11 protein-coding genes are annotated in these 11,726 nt (G+C 70.5%); 9 read left to right on the top strand and 2 right to left on the bottom strand.

Features of this window, described 5'->3' with window-relative positions; genetic code table 11:
- The first annotated feature begins 216 nt into the window (after positions 1-216).
- The 4 genes from ABNF93_RS02460 (at position 217) to ABNF93_RS02445 (ending at position 6,093) form a co-directional block, all read left to right on the top strand.
- Positions 217-2,106, top strand: coding sequence for an IS1634 family transposase (locus ABNF93_RS02460; protein WP_349325834.1), 1,890 nt, complete (start codon positions 217-219; stop codon positions 2,104-2,106).
- 11 nt (positions 2,107-2,117) lie between these two features.
- Positions 2,118-2,963 carry an alpha/beta fold hydrolase gene (locus tag ABNF93_RS02455; protein WP_349325833.1) on the top strand — a complete coding sequence of 282 codons (846 nt, stop codon included), beginning with the start codon at positions 2,118-2,120 and terminating at the stop codon, positions 2,961-2,963.
- 215 nt (positions 2,964-3,178) lie between these two features.
- Positions 3,179-4,804 (top strand): polyprenol phosphomannose-dependent alpha 1,6 mannosyltransferase MptB, encoded by a 1,626-nt coding sequence (mptB, locus tag ABNF93_RS02450; protein WP_349325832.1) that lies wholly within the window; start codon positions 3,179-3,181, stop codon positions 4,802-4,804.
- The gene (locus ABNF93_RS02445; protein ID WP_349325831.1) at positions 4,801-6,093 is read left to right on the top strand and encodes a glycosyltransferase 87 family protein; all 1,293 of its coding nucleotides are present in this window, start codon (positions 4,801-4,803) and stop codon (positions 6,091-6,093) included. Before mptB ends, ABNF93_RS02445 begins: the two co-directional genes overlap by 4 nt.
- A gap of 238 nt (positions 6,094-6,331) precedes the next feature.
- On the opposite strand, the gene ABNF93_RS02440 is transcribed toward ABNF93_RS02445, so the two are convergent.
- Positions 6,332-7,144 (bottom strand): helix-turn-helix transcriptional regulator, encoded by an 813-nt coding sequence (locus tag ABNF93_RS02440; protein ID WP_349325830.1) that lies wholly within the window; start codon positions 7,142-7,144, stop codon positions 6,332-6,334.
- 101 nt (positions 7,145-7,245) lie between these two features.
- Here ABNF93_RS02440 and ABNF93_RS02435 point away from each other — a divergent pair, with 101 nt between their 5' ends.
- Positions 7,246-8,019, top strand: coding sequence for a phytanoyl-CoA dioxygenase family protein (locus ABNF93_RS02435; protein ID WP_349325829.1), 774 nt, complete (start codon positions 7,246-7,248; stop codon positions 8,017-8,019).
- Positions 8,020-8,076: 57 nt separating this feature from the next.
- On the top strand, positions 8,077-8,514 hold the full coding sequence (locus ABNF93_RS02430; protein WP_349325828.1) for a hypothetical protein: 438 nt from the start codon (positions 8,077-8,079) through the stop codon (positions 8,512-8,514).
- 178 nt (positions 8,515-8,692) lie between these two features.
- Here the strand turns inward: ABNF93_RS02430 and ABNF93_RS02425 are convergent, their stop codons facing one another.
- Positions 8,693-9,022, bottom strand: coding sequence for a hypothetical protein (locus tag ABNF93_RS02425; RefSeq protein ID WP_349325827.1), 330 nt, complete (start codon positions 9,020-9,022; stop codon positions 8,693-8,695).
- A gap of 262 nt (positions 9,023-9,284) precedes the next feature.
- Between ABNF93_RS02425 and ABNF93_RS02420 the strand changes: the two genes are divergently transcribed.
- The 3 genes from ABNF93_RS02420 (at position 9,285) to ABNF93_RS02410 (ending at position 11,705) form a co-directional block, all read left to right on the top strand.
- A complete protein-coding gene (locus ABNF93_RS02420; protein WP_349325826.1) occupies positions 9,285-10,157 on the top strand; it encodes a helix-turn-helix domain-containing protein in 873 nt (290 codons plus the stop codon).
- The gene (locus ABNF93_RS02415; RefSeq protein ID WP_349325825.1) at positions 10,154-10,366 is read left to right on the top strand and encodes a DUF397 domain-containing protein; all 213 of its coding nucleotides are present in this window, start codon (positions 10,154-10,156) and stop codon (positions 10,364-10,366) included. Before ABNF93_RS02420 ends, ABNF93_RS02415 begins: the two co-directional genes overlap by 4 nt.
- 175 nt (positions 10,367-10,541) lie before the next feature.
- Entirely contained in the window at positions 10,542-11,705 is a 1,164-nt protein-coding gene (locus ABNF93_RS02410; protein ID WP_349325824.1) for a winged helix-turn-helix domain-containing protein, read from the top strand.
- Positions 11,706-11,726 lie beyond the last annotated feature (21 nt).

The following is an 11,726-nucleotide window of genomic DNA, read 5'->3' as shown; positions in this document are numbered from 1 at the left end:
GCTGGTCCGGGACCTGCTGGGGACCGTGGGCCGGGGGATCTGGACGTAGGACAGTCACGGCCGAGACCGTAGGCAGGTGCAGCGTCGCCGGACCAGCGTGTCGGCACCCGAACCGGAACCTGGTCGCCGTTGGCGGTGGCGGGGACGCTTATCTGCGCTGGTCACCGGCCTTGCTGCGGTTTGCGGCCAGAGCCTGCAGCAGGTATTACCTAAAGTGTGGCATCGGTGGTCGGCAAGCGCATCAACGGCCGGACGTACTACTACCTCGCGGAGTCGCGGCGGGTCGGAGGCAAGCCGCGCATCGTGGCGCAGCGCTACCTCGGTACCGCGGCCGACATCGCGGCGGCGGTCTCTGCCGTACTGGACGGTGATGCGCCGGGAGGGGGAGCGCCAGGTGGGGGAGCGTCGGGAGGGGAAGCGCCGGGAGGGCGAGCGCCGGGCCGGGGCGGTCCGGACCGCACGCGGCACCTCGCCTTCGGCGACGTCGCCGCGGTGTGGGGAGTGCTCACCGATCTCGGCCTCGCGGAGCTGGTGGACGAGGTGGTCGGCAGCCGCCGTACGAAGGTCTCGACCGGGACCTACGTCGCACTCGGCGTACTCCACCAGGCCGTCGCGTCCGGCGCCCGGTTCGCGTTCGACGGCCCCGGGCTGGACCTCGCGGCGTGGTGGCGGCAGTCGGCGGCGGCACGTTTCGTTCGGCCGCGAATCGATCCCGACCTGCTGGACCGGCGCAGGTTCTGGCGGGCGATGAGCCGGATCACCGAGTCCCATCTCGAGCAGCTCGAGGCGGCGCTGTTTCCCCGCCTCGTGCACGCGCTCTCGGAGGTCGGCCCGCCTCTGAGCAGGCAGGCCTCCGACGACCCGAGGGTGCCGGTGCTGGCGGTCGACGTCCCTGCGTTCGCGACGTACGCACGCACGTCGACCACGGGCGACCGCGGTCGTGGGAACGGCGGCGACTCAGGAGATCGGCTCGCCGGGCTCGGCGTGGTCGTCACCCTCGACGGCGCCGTCCCGCTCGTGTCGGACGTCTACTGGCACCGCGAGGACAGCCGGCGGGACTCGCCTGGCGACACGTTCACCGCCCTGGTCAGGCGGCTCGCGGACCGGCACCGCTCGCTCACCGCCCAGCGCCCGGACGACTGGGGCGACCAGGGCAGCGACGACAGCAGGGACAGGGGCGATGCGCCCACCGGCAAGGACGGCATCACCGTGGTCGTCGACGCCGGTCAAAGCAGCCAGCCCGGCGCCGGCAGCTTCGCCGGGCTGCACGTCGTCGCCTCCCTCCCGCCCGGCGACCACCCCGAGCTGCTCGCCGTCCCCGCCAGCAGGCGCCGCGCCGTCGACCCTGCCCGCTTCCCGGGCGTGACGGCCTATGACACCCGCATCCGCGTCGCCGGCGTCGACCGCCGCGCGGTCGCTCTGCACTCCCGCCTCCTGCACGACGCGCAGGCCCGCGGCCTCGCCCAGGACCTTGCCAGCGCGACCCGCCGCCTCGACGAGCTCGCCGCCGCCCTGCGCCAGGGGACCCAACGCCTGCCGCGGGAACGGGTCCTGGCTGAGATCGCGCGCATCACCAGATTCCGGTGGGTCGACCGGGTGCTGTCGACGACCCTCACCGGGACCGAGCCAGCCGACCTGCGGCTGCGCTGGTCTGTCGACGAGTCCGCCAGGGCGCGGCTGGCGCAGGAGGTTTTCGGTCGCCAGCTGCTCGTCACCGACCACGACGACTGGTCCGTCGCCGACGTCCTCACCGCGTACCGCGCCCGCTACCGCATCGAGGGCACCCTGCGGCACTGGGGCGGGCCGGTCATCGGCTCGCCGTCGACCGGCTGGCGATGGGACGATCACCGGATCGCGGTCCATTCCTACGTCCGGATCCTGGCGACGACGGTCACCCACCTGATGCGGCAGTCGGCGCAGCGCGAGGGTCTCGACCTGTCGGTACGGGAGCTGTTCGACCGGCTCTCCGGCATCGAGGAGACCGAGCTGCGCTACCGGTCGACGGGCGGTCGGCCGCGCACCAGAAGGATCCTGGCCGAACGCGACGCCGACCAGGAGCGGCTGTTCGACCTCTTCGGGCTAGCGAGGTACGCGCCCGATCCGTAACGTCGGCGGACATGGGCCACACATCTGAGGCGAGCGACCGGAGCCCGTTCACCGAACGCGGCGCGACCGGTCACCTCGCCTGGGCGCGGACGGCGCCCCTCGTCGACCTTGTGCTCCTCCACGGATTCTCCGACTCGGCGGACTGCTGGGGGCCGCTGGTCGGCGCCCTGCAGGGCCCGTGGGAGGCGCTCGCGATCGACGCCCGCGGGCACGGTTCGTCCGGGCTCCCCGAGGAGACGTTCGGCCGGACCGCCCACGCCCGCGACGTCGCCCAGGTCCTCGACGCTCTGGCGGCGGAGGGAGGCGTACGATCCGGCGGCGCGATCGTCGCCGGCCACTCGATGGGCGCCGTGACGGCCGCCGCGTTCGCGGAGAGCCGGCCGGACCTGGTGGCCGCCGTCATCCTGGAGGACCCGCCGCCGGGTCAACGCCAGCCGTCCGAGGGCACGCCGCCGCGCCGGCTCACACCGGACTGGCTTGTCGCCGCGCGCGACCGCGACCTTCCCGAGAGGATCGCGACGAACCGGGCCGGCAACCCGGACTGGCCCGACGACGAGCACGAGCCATGGGCGCTGTCGAAGGAACGCTTCGACATGCACGTGTTCGACCTGCCGTCCGAGCCGATGGCCTACCTCCCGGGCGTGCTGCCGAAGGTGAGCTGCCCTGTTCTCCTGCTGTACGGCGACACCGATCGTGGGTCGCTCATCTCGGCCGAGGTGGCCGCCGAGTGTGCGAACGCGGCGGCGGGGGAGTTCGCCTCGGTGCACATCGAGGGCGCCGGTCACAACATCCGCAGAGACCGCCGCGAGCCCTACCTCGCCGCGGTCACCGAATTCCTCCGCCGCTACGCGGGGTGACATCGCTCGGCGGCGTACGCCGCGTCATCCGCACAACCTGCGCGGGACACTCCGTGCGTATGTGACTCGCGGTACACCGAACGCTATCGTCGGCCCGTGCGGACAGGACCTATGCGAACGGGTCGACGGCGGGCAGCTCCCGGGCCGGCGGGCGGGACACCGTCCCGACAGGGCCACGTCGACTGCGCGCAACACGCCAGTGGCAGGGTGCCGGGGTGCTGATCGCCGCACCGCGCCTGTCCCTTGTCCAGATTCGCGCACTCGGGACGATCGGCGCTCTCGCTGTCGCCGCGGGCGGTTCGTTCGCGGGATCGCTCCCGGTCGGTGGACCGCAGCTGGTGGCCCTGCGTACCCGCCTCATCGGCGACCACGTCGATCCCGCCGTCGTCTGCGTCTATCTCGGACTGACGCTGCTGGTCGTGGCCTGGTGGCGGTTGGGGCGACTTCTCACGAACCCCGAGACCGGAGTGACGAGGCACGCGTTGCTCGTCACGCTGGTGTCCTGGTCGGCGCCGCTGGTCCTCTGCCCGCCACTGTTCAGCCGCGACGTCTACAGCTATCTCGCCCAGGGCGCGATGGTGCGTGCGGGAATCGACATCTACAGCCACGGTCCAGCCACCCTCGGAGGGCCTCTCGCGGCGGAGGTGCCGGCGATCTGGCAGGACACGCCGGCACCGTACGGTCCGGTGTTCGTCCTCTACGCCACCGCGATCGCGCACGTCGTCGGCACCAACACCGTGCTGGGCGTCTTCGCCATGCGCGCGGTCGCGTTGCTCGGCGTCGCCGGGCTCGCGGTCTGCCTGCCCTGGTTGGCGCGCCGGTGCGGCGCCTCGCCCACCAAGGCCCTGTGGCTCGGTGTCCTCAACCCGCTCGTACTCACGCACCTGGTGGCCGGCGCCCACAACGACGCGGTGATGCTCGCCCTGCTCGTCGCCGGGCTCGCGCTCGTGACGGCCGGACGCCGGGTCGTCGGCGTCACGCTGATCGCCATGGCGGCCCTGGTGAAGGTGCCGGCGGTGGTGGGGTTGCTCTTCGTCGTACCGCTCTGGGCCGCGCACGCGGCGACCCGGGCGACTGCCCACTCGGCGACCCGGGCGACTGCCCACTCGGCGACCCGGGCGACTGCCCACTCGGCCGCTCGCGATGCCTCGCCCTCGGCGGCCCGGGCGACAGTCCGGTGGCGGGAGGTGCAGGCCGGCCTGGGCACCGCCGCGGTCGCCGCCGGCGCGACCGTCGTACTGACCGCGGCAGCGGGCACCGGGTTCGGTTGGGTGCACGCGCTCGGCACGCCCGCGTCACCGAGCAACTGGTCGATCACCAGCGCCCTCGCCAGGATCACCGCACGCTTCCTCGACCTGGTCGGCGTCGGCGTGGCCGCCGACGTGCTGGAGCTGTGGCGGTGGGTCGGCCTGTGTGTCGCGGTCGTCGCGGCTGTCGCCTGCTGGTGGCAGCGCGAACGGCTGGGGCCCGTCCGCGCGCTCGGGCTCGCGCTGGGCGCGATCGTGTTGCTCGGTCCGGCGCTGCGGCCGTGGTACCTGCTGTGGGCCGTCGTCCTGCTCGCCGTCACTTCGCTGTCGCCTCGACTGTTGTGGGCCATCGCGGCGAGCTGTGGCGTGCTCGCGATGGTCGTGCTGCCCAACGGCTTCGCACCTGAGTACTCCGACATCGGACACGCGGTGCTCGGTGTCGCGATGGCCATCGGGGCGTTGCTCATCGCCAGTGCCCTCGCCGACCGGGAGGACTGGCCGCTCCACCAGGCCGAGCCGCTTCCGCAGGCGGCGGGGACCGCGGCGTACCGGCCCGCTCAGGCGGTGCGGGCCTACCAGGCGTACCCGCGATGAGAGCCCGGCCGGCGCTCGCGATCGCCATGGTCACGGTGACCGTGGGGTTCCTCGCGGGCGTGCAGTACTGGCGGGGATTCTTCGATCTCAGCATCTACTTCGGCGCGGTGCGCTTCTGGTCCGACGGCGGCGCGTTGTACGACTACCTGTTGCCGGAGACGTCGTACGGCTTCACCTATCCGCCGTTCGCCGCGCTGGCCATGGCGCCCATGGCGGTGGTGAGCTGGCCCGTCGTGATCGCGGGAAGCGTGCTGGCGAACCTCGGCTGCCTTGCCCTGCTGGCGTACTGGTTCGTGACCCCGATCGCCCGCCGACGGCGATGGACGCCCTGGTTCGCCGTCATCGCGGCGGCCTGCCTGCTCGCGCTGCTCGAACCGGTGTACGACACGTTCAGCTTCGGCCAGGTCAACCTCGTCCTCATGGTGCTGGTGTTCGCCGACGCCCGGCTGCTCGCGGGGACGACCCGGTTCCGTCGCTTTGGTCGGTACGCAGGGGTGGGCATCGGTCTCGCCGCCGCACTGAAGCTGACCCCGGCGATCTTCGTCATCTACCTCGTGCTGACCGGCCGCCGGCGTGTTGCGGCGATCGCCACGGGGACGGCCGCCGGCGCGACGTTGCTCGCGGCCGTGATCGCGCCGGGGACGTCGTGGACGTACTGGACGGCGACGTTGTGGCAGACCGAGCGGGTCGGCTCGTTGGCGTACATCTCGAACCAGTCGATCCTGGGGGCGCTCGCGCGGCTGGACCCGTCGAGACCGCCGAGCACGCTGGTCTGGCTGGTGCTGGTGGCCGCGGCGCTGGCGCTGTGGGCGTACCACGTCCGGCGCTCCCTCGACCGGTCCGACGTCCTGACTGGCTTCGCGTTGACCGGTGCGGTGGCATGCCTGGTGAGCCCGATCAGCTGGGTCCACCATCTTGTCTGGCTGATCCCCGGGCTGGTGCTGACCGTGGACGCGGGACTGCGCGAGCCCGTGGTGGCGCGACGCCGCCGGCTGCTGGGCGCGGCCGCGGCGGCGTACCTCGTCCTCTGCAGCAGCCTCGTCTTCCTCTGGCGGTTCGATGCCGGCGGGGTGGACGGGTTCCTCGGTGGGAGCGCTTTCACGTGGGTCGCCCTCGGCCTGCTGATGAGCCTGCCGGTCGTGCGGGGAACGGCGACCGCCGCTCTGCCCTTGGGAACGCATCCGGCAGCCATGGCGGGCGCCGCGTCTGGGCACGTGGGCCCGGGTGCGGCCTATCGTCAGGCAGGCCCGGGAACGGCCCCCGGTCGGGAAGGCGTCGGCCGGCGGTAGCCGCCGTCCGCCCTGGTCCTCCGCCCTGGTCCTCCGCCCTGCGGCGCCGGGCCGCGTTGCTGCGAATGACCACGCTGAGCATGCCTGTAGCCCCAGGAACGGGCATCGACGCCTGTCCTGCGCTCACAGGCATGCTCAGCGTGGTCATTCGCAGGGGATCGCCATGCTCGGCGTGGTCATTCGCAGGGGAGGGGACCCTTCCCAGCGTGGTCATTCGCAGCGGACGCCGTGCCAGCGGCTACGGACGGCGGTAGGCGCTGGGCGGCATACCGAAGTGTGCGCGGAACCGCCGCGACAGGTGGAACTCGTCGGTGAACCCCAGCGTCCGCGCGATCTCCCGGAGCGTCATGTCGGTCAAGCGAAGCAGCGTCGCCGCGACCTGGAGCCGCCGGGAGTTGCGGAACGCCAGCGGCGGCTGGCCGACCTCCGCGGTGAACCGCCGGCGGAACGTGTCGTAGGACAGGCCGGTCTCCGCGGCGACCGTGCGCATGTCGACCCGGGCGGTGAGGTCGTCGGCGAGTCGGTCGACGGCCGCGGCGATGGCCGCGCTCGGCCCGGTGGCGCCGACCGGATCGGCGGTGTCGAGGAGCCAGTCGGCCAGGGCGAGCAACTGGTGCTCCGCCGCCCGGTGCGAGCGCGGAGTGGCCCGCAGGACTGTACGCAGCGCAGCCATCGACGGTGCGGGTCGTGGATACCGCGGCCCGGTCGTCGCCAGTGCCCCGGTCTCGGCGAGGGTGTCGAACAGCGGCCCGCTGAAGACGACGAACAGCTCGGTCCAGCGCTCGCCGGGCGCCGTTCCGTACCAGTGGGGATCGCCCGGACCCACCAGGGTGTGCGCGCCCGCGGTGATCGGCTCGTCGCGCCCGTCGGCATCGCGGTAGCGCCCCTGCCCGGCGAGGATGACCGACAGGACGTACGCCGGCATGACGCGCAGCCCCGCCGGCATCACCGGTTCGTCGTCGACCACCTCGCCGGCGAGCACCAGCTGCCCGAGCCTCGTCTGCGGCGCGTCGGAGACGGCGATCCTGGCGCGGGGGTCCCGGGGATCCACACGCCAGAACGTACATGTCCTGGTCGGGCTCGACCATTCCAGTAGGTCGCCTTCGCGGCTTAGCGTCGTAGCACCGAGACGACCCCGCCATGGAGGAGCCCATGACCGCGACCGACGCCCGACGCACCGGCCTGGTCACCGACGAGATGCGTGAGCAGTACCAGAACGAGGGCTACTTCGTCCTCGAGCGCGCCCTGACCGACGAGCAGCTGGAACTGCTCCGCGGCGGCGCGCAGTACTCCGTCGACAAGCTCGACGCCGCGTTCGACGAGGCAGGTGTCGACCGGATCGGGATCAACGCGCGCGGCAAGCGGTACTTCAGCAACATGATCTACCAGGACCGTCCGGAGCTGCGGCAGTTCCTGTTCAGCGACACGATGGCGCAGATCTGCCAGGCGACGCTGGGGGAGAACGCCTACCTGTTCTGGGAGCAGTACGTCATCAAGGCCGCCGACCCCGACACGTCCTTCGCCTGGCACCAGGACTCGGGCTACGTCCACGAGGACCACGAGCCCTACCTCACCTGCTGGATCGCGCTCGACGACGTGACGGAGGAGAACGGCTCGGTCTACCTGCTGCCGTACTCCCGCTCGGGCATCCGTTCCTACGTCAAGCACATCGAGGACCCCAGGGTGAACGACCGGGTGGGCTACTTCGGCTCCGATCCCGGCCTGCCGATGACCGCGCCGGCCGGGTCCATCGTCGTCTTCTCCAGTGTGGTCCTGCACCGCAGTGGGCCGAACACGACGGACAGGCTGCGCCGGGTCTACCTCGCGCAGTACTCCGGCGAGGTCATTATGAGCAAGGACGGGACCGAGCCGTGGGGGTCGTTCGAGCAGTTCCTCGACGGCGGGAACGTGGTCGCCCAGCTCTGAGGCATAGCACACGACCGGGCGGGTATGCCACGGAGCGTGATTGCATCAGGTCACAAAGTGACAAGTGCCGGGCGCACAGCAGCAGCAGCCGCCGCCGCGATCGCGTCGTTCGCCGTGGCCGCCGCGCTCGCCACGGCGGCCGGCTGTGGCGCGCCGGCCGATGAGGAGAAGGCGGCCGCCTCGGTCGCGCGCGCCTTTCACGCCGCGGTCGACCACCGCCAGGGCACGGCGGCCTGTGACCTGCTGGCACCGCAGACGAGGCGAGCGCTCGAACGTGTCAGCCAGCTCCCGTGCGCAAAGGCTGTGCTCGCCGGGAAGCTCGCCGCGGCGGGCGACGTGCGTACGGTCCGTCTCGCCGGCGACCAGGCCCAGGTGGCGCTTGCCCGCGACACCGTCTTCCTCGCGGTGAGCGCGAAGAGCTGGAAGATCGTGGCCGCCGGCTGCCGCCCACGCGGCGGGCAGCAGCCGTACGTCTGCCTGATCGCCGAAAGCTGATCGGACAGGTCAGGAGTCAGGCGCCGGCCGTGTCCAGTGGTGCGAGGCAGAAAGCGACGAGGGCCACCGTGTACTCACTCGGGTGAGGCCACGGTGGCCCTCGCCGGATCACCCTCCCCCGGGCGCGTGCGGTGCCGTGCGGTGCTTCTGGGCGTACGGCAGGTCGAACCGGCGTAGGTCAGAAAGCCTGGTCGGGGGCGCCGAGCAGATCGCGGAGGAAGGACGCCGCGGTGTCGATGTCGTCGGCCGCGCAGGTCCACGGGAGCCACCTGCACCATTCGAAGCGGGCGCGACCGTCGGCGACGACGCAGCGCACGGTGATCCACACGTCGGACGACGGCGGGTACTGGACGCGGACGTGCCAGCCGTCGCGTGACTGGTCGAGGACCTCCGCGCGGTAACCGTCCGTGATGACACGGTCGTAAAGCTTTCGGACGTATTGTTCCTGGATCGATCGTCGCTCCGCGAGACGTCGGTCGGCGATTGCTTCGAGCTCAGCCCAGATCATTCCGAGTCCTCCCCGTCGAGGTCGGGTCACCCTGCCGTTGTTCGGTCGACCCGCAAGGTGCCGAGCAATCGGGGGCAGGGACGCTACAGACTGTTCGCGGGACGAAACCGACCGTAGTACTCAAATCGTGTAGCCGGCAAGCAATTGCGGTAAGAATTCTCACCCAGAGTCAAAAGTTGTCGTGTCCGACGGGCAGGGCACAATAGCTCGCAATCGATTGCAGACCGCGACCGCTCGACCGCGGGGAGGCGTAACACCGCACATGCCACGCCGACGACAGCCCACTCTGCGAGAACGCCGTCTCGCGGCTGAGCTCCGGTTCCTCCGCGAGACCCGGCAGACCACGCTTGCGCAGGTCGCAGAGGCCATCGGATGGAAAACCGCCAAACTCGGTCGGGTCGAGACCGCGGTCAGCGGGGTCAGCCTGAAGGACCTCGGCGTCCTTCTCGACTACTACGGCGTCGCCGCCGAACGCCGCGAGCAGCTCATGGAGCGGGCCTCCACTGCCGGCCGGCGACAGTGGGCGGCCTACGAGCAGTTCGTCGCCGCCGACTACACGGAGTATCTGGAGATGGAGGTACTCGCCGTCGGCGTCCGTGCGTTCGACACCAGCGTGCTGTACGGCCGGTTGCAGACCGAGAGCTACGCCCGGGCGATCATGGAGGGCCACTCGATGGGACTGCTCTCACCCGGCGAGATCGACCGCCGGCTCGAGATCCGGATGGCGCGCCAGGGCGCGTTGACCAGGCAGACGGACCCGCTCCACGTGTGGGTGATCGTCGCCGAGACCGTGCTCGACACTACTGTCGGGGCGCCGGAGGTGATGGTCGACCAGATGAGACACCTGCTCGACCTGGCCGAACTCCCCAACATCGATCTGCAGGTACTCCCCGCGGTGAAGGGCGCTCACCCGGGTCTGACCGGGGCATTCGCCATCCTCGAGTTTCCGGAGAGCTGGGAAGCCGACGTGGTTTACCTAGAAACGATGACCAGAAACACCTATCTTGCTGACCCGCACGAAGTGCACCGGTATAGCCTGGCCTATAGACATTTGAGCGCAATGGCACTGGACCCTGGCGAGACAAAGGCGCTGCTCGCCCGACGTGTCAGAGCGCAGGAGGCGAAGTCGAGGTGAGGTCCGTGAAGTCCACGTCCACTGCGCCCACGTGGCGCACAAGCAGCTACAGCGCATCCAACGGAAATTGTGTCGAGGTCGCTGTTCTCGACAGAGCGGCGATGGGTGTTCGTGACTCAAAAGATCGCAGCGGTCCCGTGCTCGCGTTCACATCACGCGAGTGGAACGTTTTTGTTTCGAGCATCCGTGCCGGTGACTTCGATCGCTAGCTGATCGGGCTCAGTCGACGCAGGGCAGCGGCACCCCACAGGCATGTGGGGTGCCGCTGTCGTTTGGCGGACCGTTCTCACGGTCCGTACCGATGTTGCGGGACCAGGGCCGGGCCCATCGGCGGCAGGTCGGAGGGCTTCTGCGCCGAGCGCGCTCCGGTTACCCTGACGCGCCATGGCCACCTCGCCCCGACGCGCACCGTTGGCGCTCACCAAGACCGACGCCAGGCGCATCTGGCTGCGTGCCCAGCGGCTCGACGCCCGCGCACCGTTCGGCGGTGGGGCCGGAGCGACGCACTCCGCGGTCGAGCACCTGGGCTACGTGCAGATCGACACCATCAACGTCATCGAGCGCTGCCACCATCACATTCTCTGGACCCGGATCCCGGACTATCGACGCGCGCATCTCCATCAGGCGCAGACCATCGACAAGACCGTCTTCGAGTACTGGACCCACGCCCTCGCGTACGTACCGTCGAAGGATTTCCGGTTCTTCATGCCGGGGATGAAGCGCAACCGTCAGGCGCCGAGAATGCCCTGGAACCGCACGGTCACCGACGAGGATCTGCGCAAGGTCCACAACCTGATCCGCAAAGACGGCGCCCTCACCATCCGCGATATCACCGATGACGTCCTGGTGGAAAAGGACTGGCTTTGGGCGAGCCGTAAACCGTCGAAGCATGCGCTGGAGGAGCAGTTCCGCCGCGGCGTGGTCACGGTCAGCGAACGCACCGGCATGGTCAAGACGTACGAACTCACCGGCCGGCACTTCGGCTGGGACAAGCCACCCAGGCCGGCGACCGAGCGGCAGATTCTCGCCTACAAACTCGACCGCGCTCTGCGCGCGCAGGGCCTGGTGAGCCTTGACTCTGCCTGCTACCACGAGCCCAGGGCCAAGCCGGCCATGCGTGCCCTGATCGAGTCCCGCGTGCGCCGGAAGGAACTCGTACCGGTGACGTTCGACGGTGCCGGCAAGGTCGAGCACTGGGCCGAGCCGCACGCCCTCGAGTCGACCGTCGCCCCTGCCGAGGAACTCGTGCACGTCCTGTCGCCGTTCGACCCGCTGATCATCCAACGCAAACGGCTCGCGCTCTTCTTCGACTACCGGCACATCTTCGAGGCGTACGTACCGAAGGAGAAGCGGGCCTTCGGCTACTTCGCGCTCCCGGTGCTCGTGGGCGACGAGATCGTCGCGGCCATCGACCTCAAGACCGACCGCGAGAAGGGCACGCTGCTCATCCAGCAGTGGACCTGGGTCGGCAACGGCACGGCCGCCGCCCACAAGGCGCGCATCGAAGCAGAGCTCGACCGGTTCGAGACGTTCCAGCTGCGCTCCTGAGCGCGCGCCGGTGACGGATGC

Source organism: Actinopolymorpha sp. B9G3 (assembly GCF_040120725.1).
Taxonomy (GTDB): domain Bacteria; phylum Actinomycetota; class Actinomycetes; order Propionibacteriales; family Actinopolymorphaceae; genus Thermasporomyces.
This window is presented reverse-complemented; position numbering and strand designations above follow the sequence as displayed.